Here is a 14,617-nt window from a genome sequence, read left to right on the forward strand (position 1 = left end):
AAGTTGACAAAGGTGACACTCAGCGACCCTTTTCCGACATAGGCCAGGGCAGCCCCCATCCTACGGGCGGAGCGGCTTTTCGGCTTGCAGCAAAGCGAACGGAAGAGGAACATAGGCCTTCCCTTGCCAGACCCGTTCCGACAAGGGAAGCCATGTCGGGCCGAGCGGCGTTGAGGCTGGATGGAGCGAGAGGGACCGCAGCGCGCGTGAGGGAGAAGGAACTGCGGCTCGCGCTCGTCTGCTACGGCGGGATCAGCCTTGCCGTCTACATGCATGGCGTGACCAAGGAGGTGTGGCGGCTGGTGCGTGCGAGCCGCGCCTTCCATGCCGGCGAGGCCGCGGGCGACGGCAGCGAGGCCATCTATCGTGCGCTGCTGGAGGCGGTGGAGCAGGCCGGCGACACGCGCCTGCGCGTGCTGGCCGACATTATCGCGGGGGCGAGCGCGGGCGGGATCAACGGCGTGTTCCTGGCGCAGGCCATCGCCACCGGCCAGTCGCTGGAGCCGCTGACGCAATTGTGGCTGGAGACGGCGGATGTCGAGCGGCTGCTGACCGCGCCCGCCACCGGCATCAAGAGCGCAACGAAGCTGCTCGCCCGGCCGCTGGCGCGATGGGCGGCGGCACGCAGCGAGACGATCGAGGCGGATGTCGACCCTGCGGTGCAGGAGGAGGTGCGCGCGAAACTGGCGCGGTTCATGTCCGCCACCTGGTTCCAGCCGCCGTTCGACGGCACGGGCTTCACCGCTCTGCTGCTGGATGCCTTCGAGGCGATGGCGGCGGCGCCCGCGGGCAAGCCGCTGATTCCGCCCGGCCAGCCGCTCGACCTGTTCGTCACCGTTACCGACTTCCAGGGCCATCCCGAACGGCTGCGGCTGCATTCGCCGCCGGAAGTGGTGGAGACCGAGCATCGGCTGGTGATCGGCTTTTCCGGGCGGGCCGGCGAACTCGGCCACATGGCGGAGCTGACCTTTGCCGCGCGTGCCACCGCCAGCTTCCCCGGCGCCTTCCCGCCGTTCACCGTGGCGGAACTGGACGGCGTGCTGGGCACGCGCGGGCGCGAGTGGCCGAGCCGGACGGCGTTCCTCGCCCGCGCACTGCCGCGGCAGGCGGCGGCGGGCGCAGCAGAGCGGGCGGTGCTGATCGACGGATCGGTGCTGGCCAACGCGCCCTTCCGCCCCGCCATCGAGGCGCTGCGCAACCGCCCGGCGCACCGCGAGGTGGAGCGGCGCTTCGTCTATATCGACCCGAAGCCCGGGCAGCGCAGCGTGCGGCTGAACGAGGGGGGCGACGCGGCGCCCGGTTACTTCCAGACGATCTTCGGCGCACTCAGCGACATCCCGCGCGAACAGCCGATCCGCGACGCGCTGGAGGCGATCGAAACCCGCAACCAGCGGATCGCGCGCACCCGCGCCACCGTGGCTGCCATCCGCCCGCAGGTGGAGGCAGCGGTGGCCGATGCGCTGGGCGGCACCTTCTTCCTCGACTCGCCGACGCCCGGACGGCTGGCGTCGTGGCGGCTGAAGGCGAATGCGGCGGCGGCACGGGCGGCCGGCTTCGCCTATGCGGGCTATGGTCAGCTGAAGCTCGCGGGCGTGATCGAGGATGCGGCGGCGCTGCTGGCGGCACTGGGCGGGCGCGCCGGGCGGCCGGCCGAGCGGATCGCGGAGGCCTTGTGGACGCACCTTTCGGCCGATGGCCTGGCGGAGCGGCTGGCGACGGGGGCATCCGACGCGCAGGCAATCGCCTTCTTCCGCGCGCACGATCTCGGCTTCCGCATCCGCCGCCTGCGCGCACTCGCCCGGCGGGTGGACGAACTGGATGCCCCGACGAGTGACGATGCCGCGATGGAGGCGGTGCGCGTCGCCATCTTCGCCAGCCTCGGCCGCTATCTGGAGCGCGAGGGGCGCGACTGGTTCGATGCGGACTGCGCCGCCGCCGCGGGTCGCGTGCTGAGCGATCCGGGCGCGGCGCTGGAGGCCGTGGCGGCGCAGCGCGATCTGAAGCCCATTGACGATGCCGCGGACGCGGCGCTGGCCATGGCGCTGTCCGGGCTGGACCGGGCGGAGCGGCGGATGCTGCTGCTCGCCTATCTGGGCTTTCCGTTCGAGGACATTGCCACCCTGCCGCTGCTGGCGGGCGTCGGCCGCGATGAGTTCAACCCGGTGCAGGTCGACCGGATCAGCCCGGACGATGCCGCCACCATCCGCAGCGGCGGCGCAGAGGCAACGCTGAAGGGCATCAAGTTCAACAGCTTCGGGGCCTTCTTTGCCAGGGCATATCGGGAGAACGATTATCTCTGGGGTCGGCTGCACGGCGCGGAACGGCTGATCGACATCGTCGTCTCCGCCTTGCCTCGCGGCGTTCGCCTGCCCCCCGGCAAGGTGGCGGCGCTGAAACAGGCGGCGTTCCGCGCCGTGCTGGCGGAGGAGCGCGAACGGCTGGGCGCGGTGCCGGATCTGATCGCCGCGCTGGAGGGCGAGGTGGGATGAGCGCGCCTCAGCCTCTAGTCACCCGCCGCGCCCTCCCTTAAGACCCGGGCCATGCAGTTCCTGCGCACCTTGTTCTGGGTGGTCCTGTCCGTGATCGCGGTGGTCTTTGCCACGCGCAACTGGACGACGGTGCCCGTCAACCTGTGGGGCGGCCTCGTCGCCGATGTGAAGCTGCCGGTGCTGCTGGGCGGCGCGTTCCTGCTCGGGCTGGTGCCGCCGTTCGTCCTCTATCGTGCGACCCGCTGGCAATTGCGGCGCCGGCTGGATCAGGCGCAGCGCACCATCGCCGCGCAGGGCGAGGTGGCGGCGACGCCGCCCGCGCCGGTGATCGCCCCTGTCGAGGCGCAGCCGCTACCGCCGCAAACGCCGGTGGTGCCATGACGCGCCCGATCTACGTCGCGCTCGACACGCCCGATCTGGCGGCCGCGAAGGCGATTGCGGAGAAGGTGCGCCACCATGTGGGCGGCGTGAAGCTGGGCCTCGAATTCTTCGTCGCCAACGGTCATCACGGCGTGCGCGAGATTGCGGCGCTGGGCCTGCCAATCTTCCTCGACCTGAAATTGCACGACATCCCGAACACGGTTGCCAAGGCGGTGCAGGCGCTCCGCGGGCTCGATCCGGCGATCCTGACTGTCCACGCCAGCGGCGGGCGGGCGATGATGGAGGATGCCAAGGCGGCGGCCCCGGCGGGCACCAAGGTGGTCGCGGTGACGGTGCTGACCTCGCTCGACGGCGACGATCTCGCGGCGATCGGCGTCAACGGCGATCCGCAGGCGCAGGTGGCGCGGCTGGTGGCATTGGCGCGCGAGGCGGGGCTCGACGGGATCGTCTGCTCGGGCAACGAGGTGGCGGCGGCGAAGCGGGCCTGGCCGGGCGGACTGTTCGTCGTGCCGGGCGTGCGGCCGGCGGGCGCCGATGCGGGGGACCAGAAGCGGATGATGACGCCCGCGCAGGCACGCCATGCCGGCGCGTCGGTGCTGGTGATCGGCCGCCCGATCACCGCCGCGGCCGACCCTGCCGAGGCGGCGCGCGCGATCGAATCGACCCTGTGAGCGGCGGGCGTTGAGCCTGCCCGATCCGGACGCGCCGCTCTCCGGCGGCTGCCACTGCGGCGCGATCCGCTTCACCGTGCGGCTGGCGGGCGGATGGAGCGAGGCGCGGCGGTGCAACTGCTCAATGTGCGCGATGCGCGGCGCAGTGACGGTAACGGCTCCGCTTGCGGGACTGGAAATAACGCACGGCGCCGACCGGATCGCCACCTACCGGTTCAACACGGGCGTGGCGGAGCATCATTTCTGCCCGGACTGCGGCATCTACACGCATCACCGCCGCCGCTCCAACCCCGACGAATTCGGCGTCAACGTGGCGTGCCTGGACGGGGTGAGCCCGTTCGACTTCGCCGCGGTGCCGGTGAGCGACGGAGCCCACCATGTGAGCGACACGGGCGTGGAGCGGTGGGCCGGCATGCTGCGGTTCGAGGCGGCGGCCAGATAGCAAGCACGAGGCGTTCGGGCTAAGCCGCGCGCCCGTTCAGCCTTTCAGGGTAGACGCATGGCCCTCCTCCCCCGCTTCGACAGCCGTGCGGTGCCGCTGGTGCTGGTGGCGGTGCTGATCGACGCGATCGGCTTCGGCATCGTCATGCCCGTCCTGCCCGATCTGGTGGTGCAGCTCGGCCATGTCGATCTGGCCGCCGCGGCGCGGATCTCCGGCTGGCTGCTGGCGGTGTTTGCCGGGGCGCAGTTCTTTGCCGGGCCAGTGCTGGGCAATCTGGCCGATGCTTATGGCCGCCGACCGGTGTTGATCCTGTCGATGGCGGCCTTCTCCATCGATTATGCGCTGATGGCCGCTGCCCCCACCTTGCTGTGGCTGTTCGTCGGCCGGCTGGTGGCGGGCGTTGCCGGCGCGACGCACGGGCCGGCGGGTGCGGTGATCGCTGACGTCACGTTGCCGGATCGCCGGTCCGCCGCCTTCGGCCTGCTGTCCGCGGCCTTCGGGCTCGGCTTCATCCTCGGGCCGGCGCTTGGCGGGCTGGTGGCGCCGCTCGGGCCGCGCGCGCCCTTCGTCGTGGCGGCGGTGTGCGCCGGGGTGAACGCCGTCGTGATGCTGCTCTTCCTGCCGGAAACGCTGGAGCCCGCGCATCGCCGCCCCTTCCGCCTGCGCGACGCGCATGTGATCGAGAGCTTCCGGCCGCTGTTCAACGCGGGACCTGCCGCGCCGCTGATCATCGCCTGGTTCCTGTGGCAGCTGGGCGGCGTCGTCTATCCGGCAACGTGGAGCTTCTGGGCCGCGATCACGCTCGGCTGGGATGCAACGGCGATCGGCTGGTCGCTCGCTTATGTCGGCTTCATGCAGGTGCTGGTGCAGCTACTGCTGACCGACCGGGCCGTGCGGCGATTGGGCGAAAAGCGTGCCGCCGCGTTCGGAATGGGCTGCGCGGCGGCGACCTTGCTGGCTTATGCCTTCACCACTCAAGGGTGGCAGGTCTACGCCTTTTTCGTCGTCGGGGCGCTCGGCGCGCTCGCCTATCCGGCGATGAGCGGGCTGGTGACGCGGCTGGTCGGCGCGGACCGGCAGGGCGCGCTTCAGGGTGGTCTTGCCAGCGTCAACAGCGTGGCGGCGATCGCCGGGCCGGTGATCGCGGCACAGGCGCTGGCAACGGGCACGCGCCACGGCTTTGCCGGCACGGCGTTCCTGGTGGCGGGCGTGCTGCTCGGCCTCTCGACGCTGCTGATCGCAATGCTGCGCACGCGACAAGAGCCTTCTGCCGCCGTATAGCGCCGCGCCATGGTGACAGCGAAAATCTGCGGGATCTCGACGGCCGAGACGCTGGATGCGGCAATTGCCGGCGGGGCGAGCCATGTCGGCTTCGTCTTCTTCCCCAAGAGCCCGCGCAACGTGTCATTTGAGCAGGCGAAGGCATTAGCAGCGCGTACGCCTTCTCACGTCAAGACGGTCGGGCTGTTCGTGGACAATGAGGATGACCGCTTCGTCGATGAGGCGGTGCATTGGGCTGAGTTGGATGTGCTCCAGTTGCATGGCAACGAGTCGCCGGCCCGCACGGCGCATCTCCGCCGCTTCGCCGGTGTTGAGCTGTGGAAGGCGGTGCCGGTCCGCACCCGCGCCGACCTCACCGTGGCCGCAAGCTATCGCGACGCCGCCGATCGCATCGTCTACGACGCCAAGCCGCCGGTCGGCGCGGACCTGCCGGGGGGCAATGGCCTGCGGTTTGACTGGAAGCTGCTCGATGGCTTCGCCCATCCCTTGCCGTGGGTGCTGTCGGGCGGGCTGGATGCGGCCAATGTGGCCGATGCGGTCGGCATTACCGGCGCCCGGCTGGTCGACGTGTCGTCGGGGGTCGAGGACAGGCCCGGCGTCAAGTCGGTGGACAAGATCGCCGCCTTCCTTCAATCGGTCGCCCGCTTATGAACGTTCCGAACAGCTTCCGCGCCCTGCCTGACGACACAGGGCATTTCGGTGAATTTGGCGGCCGCTACGTGGCGGAAACGCTGATGCCGCTGATCCTCTCGCTCGAGCGCGAATATCGCGCCGCGCAGGCCGATCGCGCATTCGCCGAAGAGCTGGACTATCTGCTCAACCATTATGTCGGCCGGCCGAGCCCGCTTTACTATGCCGAGCGGCTGACCGAGGCGCTGCGCGCCAGCGCGGAGCCGGGCATGGGCGCGAAAGTCTATCTGAAGCGCGACGAGCTGAACCATACCGGCGCGCACAAGATCAACAATTGCATCGGCCAGATCCTGCTCGCGCGGCGCATGGGCAAGACGCGGATCATCGCGGAGACGGGCGCGGGCCAGCACGGCGTCGCGACCGCGACGGTGGCGGCGCGCTTCGGCCTGCCCTGCACCATCTTCATGGGTGCCAAGGACGTCGAGCGGCAGCAGCCGAATGTGTTCCGGATGAAGCTGTTAGGCGCGGAGATTCGCAGCGTTTCTTCAGGTGCGCAGACGCTGAAGGATGCGATGAACGAGGCGCTGCGCGATTGGGTCGCGAACGTCCACGACACCTTCTATATTATCGGCACCGCCGCCGGCCCGCATCCCTACCCGGAGCTGGTGCGCGATTTCCAATCGGTGATCGGGCGCGAGGCGAAGGAGCAGATCCTCGCCGCCGAGGGGCGCCTGCCCGACCTGCTGGTCGCGGCGATCGGCGGCGGATCGAATGCGATCGGCCTGTTCCACCCGTTCCTCGACGATCCGGACGTGCGGATGCTCGGCGTCGAGGCGGCGGGGCATGGGCTGGACAAGCAGCATGCGGCCAGCCTCGCCGGCGGCTCTCCCGGGGTGCTCCACGGCAACCGCACCTATCTGCTGCAGGACGAGGATGGGCAGATCGCCGAGGCGCACTCGATCTCGGCCGGGCTCGACTATCCGGGCATCGGGCCGGAGCATAGCTGGCTGAAGGAGATCGGCCGGGTCGACTATACCGCCGTGACGGACACGGACGCGCTGGATGCCTTCCAGCTGCTCTGCCGGACGGAGGGCATCATCCCTGCGCTGGAGCCTTCGCACGCGCTGGCGGCCGTCGCACGCGTCGCCAAGGAGATGCCGGCCGAGCAGATCATCGTCGCCAACCTGTGCGGGCGCGGTGACAAGGACATCTTCACCGTCGCACACGCTCTCGGGGTGGCGATATGAGCCGCCTGGCTGAAACGTTCGCGCGCACGCGGGGCGAGGGCCGGGCCGCGCTCGTCACCTTCGTCACCGGCGGCGATCCGGTGCCCGCAGCGACACCGGCAATCCTCGACGCGCTGGTCGACGGCGGCGCCGACGTGATCGAGCTGGGCATGCCGTTCACCGATCCGATGGCGGACGGGCCGGCGATCCAGCTGGCCAATCTCCGCTCGCTCGGCGCGGGAACGACGACTGCCAAGTTGCTGGAAATTGCCCACGACTTTCGTGCGCGCCATCCGTCCGTGCCGCTGGTGCTGATGGGCTATGCCAATCCGATGCTGCGGCGCGGGGCGGAGTGGTTTGCGGCAGCCTGCGCCGAAGCCGGCATTGACGGGATCATCTGCGTCGACGTGCCGCCCGAGGAAGATGCGGTGATGGGCCCTGCCCTGCGCGCGCAGGGCATCGACTTCGTCCGGCTGGCGACTCCGACCACGGACGAGGCGCGTCTGCCCGCGGTGCTGGAGGGGGCGTCGGGCTTCCTTTACTACGTCTCCGTCGCGGGAATCACCGGGTTGCAGCAGGCGACGCAGGGCTCGATCGAAGGCGCGGTGGCCCGCATCCGGGCGGCCACGGACCTGCCGATCGCCGTCGGCTTCGGCGTGCGCACGCCCAATCAGGCGGCGGCGGTCGCGCGGGTGGCGGATGGCGTCGTGGTCGGCTCGGCCATCGTCGAGGCGGTTGCGGCGGCTGGCGCCAGGGGCGAGCCGCCAGCCGACGCAGTTCGCTCCATTGTCAAAGGGTTAAGCGCTGCGGTTCGCAGCGCGCGGCAGGATCAGGCAGCATGAGCTGGATCGACAGCGTTCGCAACGCGCTGCCCTTCGTGGCCAAGCGCGACACACCCGAGGATCTCTGGCTGAAATGCCCGAGCTGCGGGCAGATGGTGTTTCGCAAGGAATATGAGGAGAACCTCTCCGTCTGTCCGAAGTGCGGCCACCATGGCCGGATCGGGCCGGCGGCGCGGTTCGACCAGATCTTCGACAGCGGCATCCACGTGCCGATCGCGGCGCCGCAGGTGCGCGAGGATCCGCTCAAGTTCCGCGACAGCAAGGCCTATACCGCCCGCCTGAAGGCGGCGCGCGCCGCCACCGGCGAGGGCGATGCGCTGCTGAATGCGCGCGGCACGATCGAGGGGCTGCCCGCAGTCGTCGGCGTGCAGGATTTCGCCTTCATGGGCGGATCGATGGGCATGGCGGTGGGCGCCGCCTTCGTCGCCGGCGCGCATGCCGCGATCGAGGCGCGCTGCCCGTACATCATGTTCACCGCAGCGGGTGGCGCGCGGATGCAGGAGGGCATCCTGTCGCTCATGCAGATGCCGCGGACGACGGTGGCGATCGCGCAGCTGCGCGAGGCAGGCCTGCCCTACATCGTCGTGATGACCGATCCGACGACGGGCGGCGTCACTGCCAGCTACGCGATGCTGGGGGACGTTCAGCTGGCCGAGCCGGGTGCGCTGATCGGCTTCGCCGGCCAGCGCGTGATCGAATCGACCATTCGCGAGAAATTGCCCGAAGGCTTCCAGCGGGCGGAGTATCTGCTGGAACATGGCATGCTCGACATGGTGGTGCCGCGCCACCGGCTGAAGGCGGAGCTGGCGCGGCTGATCGGCTATCTCGCGCCCGACGCGGCGGCAGCGTAGACAAGCAGCCCTCTTCCGCCCGGAAGAGGGAGAGCCCGATGCCCGATTTCGCCGTCTCGTCCGATCCAGAGGTACAGGCGCAGCTCGACCGACTGGGCGCGCTGTCGCCCGGCGCCGACGTGCTGGGGCTGGACCGCATCTCGCGCCTGCTCGACCGGCTGGGCAATCCGGAGCGGTCGCTGCCGCCCGTCTTCCATGTCGCAGGCACCAACGGCAAGGGATCGACCTGTGCCTATCTGCGCGCGGCGCTGGAGGCGGCGGGGCACAAGGTCCATGTTTATACCAGCCCGCACCTCGTCCGCTTCAACGAGCGTATCCGCCTGGGCGGGCGGCTGATCGAGGATGCCGTGCTGGCGGCACTGCTGGCCGAGGTGCTGGACGTGGCCGATGGAATCGGCCCGAGCTTCTTCGAGGTGACGACCACGGCCGCCTTCCTCGCCTTTTCGCGAACGCCCGCGGCGGCCTGCGTGATCGAAGTGGGCCTTGGCGGGCGGCTGGATGCGACCAACGTGATCGCCAAGCCTGCGATTACCGGCATCGCGCAGCTCGGGCTGGATCATCAGGCGTTCCTGGGCGATTCGCTGCCCGGCATCGCGGCGGAGAAAGCGGGCATCGCCAAGGCCGACGTGCCGCTGGTGACCTTGCACTATCCCGCCGCCTTGCTCGACCGGATCGGCCAGGTGGTGCGTGGCGTGGGCGCGACGTGGCTTGCCAAGGGTGGTGGCTGGGACGTGGCCGCCTATCGCGGCAAGCTGCATTACCAGGATGCGACCGGCGCGCTGGAACTGCCGCTGCCGCGGCTGGCGGGCGCGCATCAGGTGATGAATGCGGGGCTGGCCATCGCGATGCTGCGCCACCAGCAGGCGGTCACGGTGCCGCCCTCCGCCATCCGCGCGGCGATGGGCTGGGCGGAATGGCCCGCCCGCTTGCAGTTGCTGGCCGAGGGACCGTTGCCGGCGAAGCTGCCGCAAGGCGCCACTTTGTGGCTGGATGGCGGGCACAACCCCGCCGCTGCGCGTGCGCTGGCCGATCATTTCCGCAAGCAGTCGGCTGGGCGCCCCCTGCACATCGTCATGGGGCTGCTCGCCAACAAGGATGCGGCGGGCGTGCTGGCCCCCTTCGCCGGATCGGGCGCGACGCTGCATCCCGTGCCGGTGCCCGGCCACGCCCATCACGCGCCGGAAGACCTTGCCCGCATGGCGGCGGACACGGGGTTGCGGACTGCGGCGGCCGCGGCCGACGTGCCCGCGGCGCTGGATGCCATTGCCGTGACCCTCGACCCTGCGGCGCCCGCACCTGTCGTACTGGTGGCAGGATCGCTCTATTTGGCGGGTGCGGTGCTGGCGGCGAACGGCACCTTGCCGGACTGACGGGACGAAAGGCCGTCTCGATCAGTCTTATTGAGATTGACTTGCAATAGCGGGTGCGCTTCACTCTCCCCGAGAGGAGACATTGCATGTCCAGCCCGTCCGCCGACCACGGTACGCTCGTTCCCCATCCCCTGCCCGAGAAGCCCGCGGCGCGGCTGCTGCTCTTCGCGGTGCGGCGGATGGCGGCGGGCGGCCTCAACGATGCGCAGGCGGCGCATGCGATGATGACAGGCTTCGGCCTAGGCTTTCGCCGCCCGCTGGTGCTGCTACGCGCACTGATGCTCGAAATCTCGCGCGCGGCGGAGCGGCGGCTGGTGCTGGCGCCCTGCTGCTGTCCGCGCACCACCGGTGACGAGGCGGCGCTGCTGGAGGCTGTACGGCTGAGCGCGGTGGAGAGCAGCCAGGTGGCCCATGCCGCCATGGCGAAGCTGCTGGCGATCCGCTGCGCGACCGGCGCCTATTCCGCGGCACTGGCGCTGGCGGCGGCTTGCGAGGATCTCGGCCGGCCGGTCGCCTGATCCACGACACAGGGGCGGTTTTCCTGCGGCGCGGCAGTCGCTAAGCGCCGCGCACAATGACATCCCCCTCGCCCCATGTTCCGAGCCGCGGCATCCTGGCCCGTGCAGCGCGCAACGCCGGCATGCTGCTGGGCGGCAAAGGCGCGGCGGGGGTCATGCAGCTCGGCACCTTCGCGCTGGCCGCGCGCGGGCTCGGCCTCGAAGGCTTCGGGACGTTTTCGGTCCTGATCGCACAGGTGATGGTGCTGACCGGGCTGGCCGCGTTCGATACGAATCAGGCGATCATACGCTACGGTGTCGGCCATCTCGCCAGCGGTGATCGGCCGGCGATCCAGGGCTTGTTCAAGGCGGGCACGTTGCTCGATTTCGGCGCGGCCACATTGGCAGCGCTGGCGACGATCCTCATCGCGCCGTTCATCGGCCGGCGGCTGGGCTGGGGTCCGGACCTGATCCTGATGGCGCAGTGCATCGCGCCGCTCTCCTTCGCCAATGCCTATTCGACACCCAAAGGCATGCTGCGCCTGTTCAACCGGTTCGACCTGCTCACCGCTTATGCGGTGGTGACGCCGGCGATGCGGCTGATCCTCATCGGGGTGCTGACGCTGCTGCATCTGGGGCTCGGCTGGTATCTCGCCGCGTGGCTGGTGGCAGGCATGTGCGGTGAGGTGACCGTGCTCTGGATGGCGTGGCGCGAGGCGCATCGGCGAGAGCTGCTCGGCGGGCTGACCCGCAGCCTGCGCGCGCTGTCGGCGCAGAATCCCGGTGTGTGGCGCTTCTCCATCGTGTCCAACCTGCACAGTTCGCTGTCGATGATCCCGACCCAGCTCGCGGTCGTGCTGGTCGGATGGAAACTGGGCGAGGCGGCCGCCGGCCTGTTCCGCATCGCGCGCGAGACGGGCACGGGCATGATGAAGCCGGTCGATCTGGTGAACCAGGCCGTCTATCCGGACATGACACGGCTGGTGCAGGCGGGCAGCTGGCGCCGGCTGACGCGAACGGCGGTGCGCGCCGGGCTGGCGGCAGGCGCGATCGGCGCGGCGCTGACGGCGGCGATCTGGCTGGCGGGAGACACGATCGTCTCGGCCACGTTCGGCAAGGCTTATGTCGGGGCCACGCCGGTGCTGATCGCGGTGTGCGCGGCGACCTCGCTGCGCGTGCTTGCCTTCGCCGCCGATCCGGTGATGTACGCCTTCGGTCGCCCGAGCGTGCCGCTGCGCATCGCGGCGGTCTCCAGCGGGTTGTTCGTGCTGCTCATGCTGTGGCGGCTGCCTTTAGACGGGCTGATCGGCGCCGGCTGGGCTTTCATGGGAATGAGCGTGGTCGGCGCGCTGCTCTCGACCGTCTTTGCGGTGCGGATGGTGCGGCGGGCGGCGACCGGCAAAGCCGAGGTGCCGCGCGAACCGGTGGAGAGCGTCGCGGACTGACGCGCCAGGATCAACCGAGCGGCGGCTCGACCAGAACCTGCTGGATGCCCTTGATCTTCTGCTTGAGCTTGCGGATGCCGGTGCGCGGGCGGCGGCTGTTGTGCGCGTGGGACCATTCGGCGGAAGCGGCCTGCACGTCGCCCTCCGCACCGATGCGGCGGCAGAAGGCCGGGAACCAGGCGGCCGCCTCTTCCAGCCGGACGCTCATCGTCATCGACTTGTCCTTGAGGAAGGCGGCGATGCTTGCTTCTACCGTATCGACGAAATCCTCCGCCGCCGCGCGACGGCTGTGCCGGCCGGCGCGCAGCACGCCATTGAGATAGGCGGGCATGATGCCACCGACGGCGGCCCAGCGCTCCGCATAGCTGGCCACCACCTTCTCGCGATCCCGGGTTAGATGGACGTAGAAGGCATCATCTCCGTAGATCGCGTCCAGGCGGCCGAGATGCCACGCCAACCGATTGTCCGCTTCGATATGATCGGCCGGGTAGGCGAACTTGTCCGCACCGATCATCTTGACGCGGGTCTCATGGCCCGCCGAGTAGTTGCTGAAGTGCGAGCAAGCCTGAACGAACGTCCTCGAGCCGCAACGGCCGGTGCACAGGACGAAGATGTTCAAGCGCTGGTCCCCTTGCCGAGCAAAGTGCTGCGGCAGGGATGCCGCCACAGCGTTGCTCAAGCATGTCCGGAATGGACCGAAGTTTTGCGTATTTTCCGTGGCGTCGCTAACACCTTGCAATGCGCAGGAACTTCAAGGCGCACGTTCCCACGTCCTCGTCATCCGCCCGGCGGCGATTAGCGAGAGCGTTCTGGCCAGGCTGCCGGTGACGATCCGGAGCGCAGCCTTCCTCACGTCTTGGTCACGACTAATCGACGGCCGCTTGCTGGGCCATCAAACGCGCAAGAAAAAGGCCGCTACCCCAGGGGGATAACGGCCTTTTCCGTGGTGGGCGTGGCAAGGATTGAACTTGCGACCCCTGCGATGTCAACACAGTGCTCTACCACTGAGCTACACGCCCTCCGGGGAGGCGCGTCCCTAGCCGGGTTGCGGCAGGGCTGCAAGCCCCTGATGCGGTCAAATGTCGGCTGCGCTGCCGATCTCGAACATGCGGTCCACTTCGTTCACCAGATCGCGCAGATGAAACGGCTTGGACAGGACACGCGCATTGGGGGGCGTGGCCCCGTCCTTCAGCGCGACGGCGGCAAAGCCGGTGATGAACATGACGCGCATCTGCGGCGCGAGCGCGGCTGCGCGCTGGGCCAGCTCGATCCCGTCCATCTCCGGCATAACGATGTCGGTGAGCAGCAGATCGAACGTCTCGCGTTCCAGATACGGCAGCGCAGCGGTGCCGCGATCCACCGCCACGACATCGTAGCCGACCCTCTCCAGCGCCCGCGCGAGATATTCGCGCATCGTGCCGTCGTCCTCCGCCAGAAGGATCCGCACCATCCCCAAAAGCCCCTTGCGCCCCGCGTCCGTCATGTGGGCCAACTATGCGCAGAGGCTTTAAGATTTTCCAGCAGCCGCGACGCTGCTACATTGTCGCTGGATGCCGCCTGCCGCGCCTTTCATCCGCTTCGGCCCTGCCGATCCGGTTTCGCCGGTGATCGTGGCGGTGCCGCACGCCGGACGCGTCTACCCGCCGGCCCTGCTGCGGGCCGCACGGCTGCCGCTCGACCTGCTCGAGATGCTTGAAGATCGCCATGCCGACCGGCTGGCGAGCGAAATTGTGGCGGGCGGCGCGACGGTGTTCGTCGCGACGATGGCCCGCGCGTGGATCGATCTGAACCGCGGACCCGGCGATCTCGACCCCGCCATGGTTTCCCCGCCCCCGCCTGGTCTGGTCGCGGGCCCACGCGCGCGCGGCGGGCTCGGCCTGATCCCGCGGCGGGTGGCGGGCTTTGGCGAGGTCTATGGCCGCCCACTGGCGGCGGAGGACGTGTCCGAGCGGCTGGCTGCGGTGCATGGGTCGTGGCACGATGCACTCGCCGAGACGCTGGCAGCGGCGCGGCGGAGGTTCGGCGTGGCCCTGCTGCTAGATCTGCACTCGATGCCGCCCCTGCCGGGCCATGCCGCACCCACCCTGGTCATCGGCGACCGGCATCGCACCAGCGCAGCGCCGCATCATGTCGCCACCGCGTTGCGCGCGGCCCGCGAGGCCGGCGGCGGGCGCGTGGCGCTGAATGCCCCTTATGCAGGGGGCCACACGCTTGAGCGGCACGGGCGGCCGGGATCAGGCATTCACGCCATCCAGTTGGAACTGTGCCGCAGCCTCTACCTCGATCCGGCGCGCCGTTCGCCCGGGCCCGGCCTGCCCGCCGCGACGCGGCTGGTGGGGCGCATCTGGGAGGCGCTGGATGCGGATCTGCGCGGCGTGGCGCTGGCCGCGGAGTAGCCGCACAGAAAAAAGCCACCCCGTGCATACGCACGGAGTGGCCAAGGTTCAGGGAGGAGCGCGCCGAAGCGCGCTAATGCGGGGCCGCGAAAGGGG

15 protein-coding genes and 1 tRNA gene are annotated in these 14,617 nt (G+C 69.7%); 13 read left to right on the forward strand and 3 right to left on the reverse strand.

Features of this window, described 5'->3' with window-relative positions:
* Positions 1-206 precede the first annotated feature (206 nt).
* The 12 genes from BM360_RS03920 (at position 207) to BM360_RS03975 (ending at position 12,125) form a co-directional block, all read left to right on the forward strand.
* Positions 207-2,489, forward strand: a complete 2,283-nt coding sequence (locus BM360_RS03920) for a patatin-like protein (protein ID WP_093311011.1) — start codon at positions 207-209, stop codon at positions 2,487-2,489.
* 51 nt (positions 2,490-2,540) lie between these two features.
* Positions 2,541-2,870 carry a lipopolysaccharide assembly protein LapA domain-containing protein gene (locus BM360_RS03925; RefSeq protein ID WP_093311014.1) on the forward strand — a complete coding sequence of 110 codons (330 nt, stop codon included), beginning with the start codon at positions 2,541-2,543 and terminating at the stop codon, positions 2,868-2,870.
* Entirely contained in the window at positions 2,867-3,541 is a 675-nt protein-coding gene (gene pyrF, locus BM360_RS03930; protein WP_093311016.1) for an orotidine-5'-phosphate decarboxylase, read from the forward strand. The genes BM360_RS03925 and pyrF overlap by 4 nt, the downstream gene beginning before the upstream one ends.
* A 10-nt stretch (positions 3,542-3,551) precedes the next feature.
* A complete protein-coding gene (locus tag BM360_RS03935) occupies positions 3,552-3,983 on the forward strand; it encodes a GFA family protein (RefSeq protein WP_242653306.1) in 432 nt (143 codons plus the stop codon).
* A gap of 57 nt (positions 3,984-4,040) precedes the next feature.
* Positions 4,041-5,264 carry an MFS transporter gene (locus tag BM360_RS03940; RefSeq protein WP_207544524.1) on the forward strand — a complete coding sequence of 408 codons (1,224 nt, stop codon included), beginning with the start codon at positions 4,041-4,043 and terminating at the stop codon, positions 5,262-5,264.
* A gap of 9 nt (positions 5,265-5,273) precedes the next feature.
* Positions 5,274-5,915 carry a phosphoribosylanthranilate isomerase gene (locus tag BM360_RS03945; RefSeq protein ID WP_093311019.1) on the forward strand — a complete coding sequence of 214 codons (642 nt, stop codon included), beginning with the start codon at positions 5,274-5,276 and terminating at the stop codon, positions 5,913-5,915.
* Complete coding sequence (gene trpB / locus BM360_RS03950; RefSeq protein WP_093311022.1) at positions 5,912-7,141, forward strand: tryptophan synthase subunit beta; 1,230 nt, start codon at positions 5,912-5,914, stop codon at positions 7,139-7,141. Before BM360_RS03945 ends, trpB begins: the two co-directional genes overlap by 4 nt.
* Positions 7,138-7,962 (forward strand): tryptophan synthase subunit alpha, encoded by an 825-nt coding sequence (trpA, locus tag BM360_RS03955; protein WP_093311024.1) that lies wholly within the window; start codon positions 7,138-7,140, stop codon positions 7,960-7,962. The genes trpB and trpA overlap by 4 nt, the downstream gene beginning before the upstream one ends.
* Positions 7,959-8,813, forward strand: coding sequence for an acetyl-CoA carboxylase, carboxyltransferase subunit beta (accD, locus tag BM360_RS03960; protein WP_093311027.1), 855 nt, complete (start codon positions 7,959-7,961; stop codon positions 8,811-8,813). The genes trpA and accD overlap by 4 nt, the downstream gene beginning before the upstream one ends.
* Positions 8,814-8,851: 38 nt before the next feature.
* On the forward strand, positions 8,852-10,183 hold the full coding sequence (locus tag BM360_RS03965; protein WP_093311030.1) for a bifunctional folylpolyglutamate synthase/dihydrofolate synthase: 1,332 nt from the start codon (positions 8,852-8,854) through the stop codon (positions 10,181-10,183).
* 86 nt (positions 10,184-10,269) lie between these two features.
* Complete coding sequence (locus BM360_RS03970; protein WP_093311032.1) at positions 10,270-10,701, forward strand: DUF6628 family protein; 432 nt, start codon at positions 10,270-10,272, stop codon at positions 10,699-10,701.
* A gap of 56 nt (positions 10,702-10,757) precedes the next feature.
* A complete protein-coding gene (locus BM360_RS03975; protein ID WP_093311040.1) occupies positions 10,758-12,125 on the forward strand; it encodes a lipopolysaccharide biosynthesis protein in 1,368 nt (455 codons plus the stop codon).
* A 10-nt stretch (positions 12,126-12,135) separates the two neighbouring features.
* Here BM360_RS03975 and BM360_RS03980 read toward each other — a convergent pair whose 3' ends face one another.
* From BM360_RS03980 to cpdR, 3 genes are all read right to left on the reverse strand, one after another.
* Positions 12,136-12,639: a hypothetical protein gene (locus BM360_RS03980; RefSeq protein ID WP_207544525.1), complete on the reverse strand. Its 504-nt coding sequence runs from the start codon at positions 12,637-12,639 to the stop codon at positions 12,136-12,138.
* A 430-nt stretch (positions 12,640-13,069) separates the two neighbouring features.
* A tRNA-Val gene (locus BM360_RS03985) sits at positions 13,070-13,144 on the reverse strand.
* A gap of 56 nt (positions 13,145-13,200) precedes the next feature.
* On the reverse strand, positions 13,201-13,575 hold the full coding sequence (gene cpdR, locus BM360_RS03990) for a cell cycle two-component system response regulator CpdR (protein WP_093311050.1): 375 nt from the start codon (positions 13,573-13,575) through the stop codon (positions 13,201-13,203).
* A 100-nt stretch (positions 13,576-13,675) separates the two neighbouring features.
* Between cpdR and BM360_RS03995 the strand changes: the two genes are divergently transcribed.
* A complete protein-coding gene (locus BM360_RS03995) occupies positions 13,676-14,521 on the forward strand; it encodes an N-formylglutamate amidohydrolase (RefSeq protein WP_093311053.1) in 846 nt (281 codons plus the stop codon).
* Positions 14,522-14,617 lie beyond the last annotated feature (96 nt).

Origin of the sequence: Sphingomonas jatrophae, from assembly GCF_900113315.1 — a bacterium.
GTDB classification, from domain to species: Bacteria; Pseudomonadota; Alphaproteobacteria; order Sphingomonadales; family Sphingomonadaceae; genus Sphingomonas_P; species Sphingomonas_P jatrophae.

What these genes read in the sequence shown, in the direction of transcription:
- BM360_RS03925 (WP_093311014.1), top strand. Translation starts at nt 2,541, where the DNA reads ATGCAGTTCCTGCGCACCTTGTTCTGGGTGGTCCTGTCCGTGATCGCG.
- pyrF (WP_093311016.1), top strand. Translation starts at nt 2,867, where the DNA reads ATGACGCGCCCGATCTACGTCGCGCTCGACACGCCCGATCTGGCGGCC.
- BM360_RS03970 (WP_093311032.1), top strand. Translation starts at nt 10,270, where the DNA reads ATGTCCAGCCCGTCCGCCGACCACGGTACGCTCGTTCCCCATCCCCTG.
- accD (WP_093311027.1), top strand. Translation starts at nt 7,959, where the DNA reads ATGAGCTGGATCGACAGCGTTCGCAACGCGCTGCCCTTCGTGGCCAAG.
- trpB (WP_093311022.1), top strand. Translation starts at nt 5,912, where the DNA reads ATGAACGTTCCGAACAGCTTCCGCGCCCTGCCTGACGACACAGGGCAT.
- BM360_RS03980 (WP_207544525.1), bottom strand. Translation starts at nt 12,639, where the DNA reads ATGATCGGTGCGGACAAGTTCGCCTACCCGGCCGATCATATCGAAGCG.
- BM360_RS03965 (WP_093311030.1), top strand. Translation starts at nt 8,852, where the DNA reads ATGCCCGATTTCGCCGTCTCGTCCGATCCAGAGGTACAGGCGCAGCTC.
- BM360_RS03995 (WP_093311053.1), top strand. Translation starts at nt 13,676, where the DNA reads ATGCCGCCTGCCGCGCCTTTCATCCGCTTCGGCCCTGCCGATCCGGTT.
- BM360_RS03940 (WP_207544524.1), top strand. Translation starts at nt 4,041, where the DNA reads ATGGCCCTCCTCCCCCGCTTCGACAGCCGTGCGGTGCCGCTGGTGCTG.
- cpdR (WP_093311050.1), bottom strand. Translation starts at nt 13,575, where the DNA reads ATGGTGCGGATCCTTCTGGCGGAGGACGACGGCACGATGCGCGAATAT.
- trpA (WP_093311024.1), top strand. Translation starts at nt 7,138, where the DNA reads ATGAGCCGCCTGGCTGAAACGTTCGCGCGCACGCGGGGCGAGGGCCGG.
- BM360_RS03975 (WP_093311040.1), top strand. Translation starts at nt 10,758, where the DNA reads ATGACATCCCCCTCGCCCCATGTTCCGAGCCGCGGCATCCTGGCCCGT.
- BM360_RS03945 (WP_093311019.1), top strand. Translation starts at nt 5,274, where the DNA reads ATGGTGACAGCGAAAATCTGCGGGATCTCGACGGCCGAGACGCTGGAT.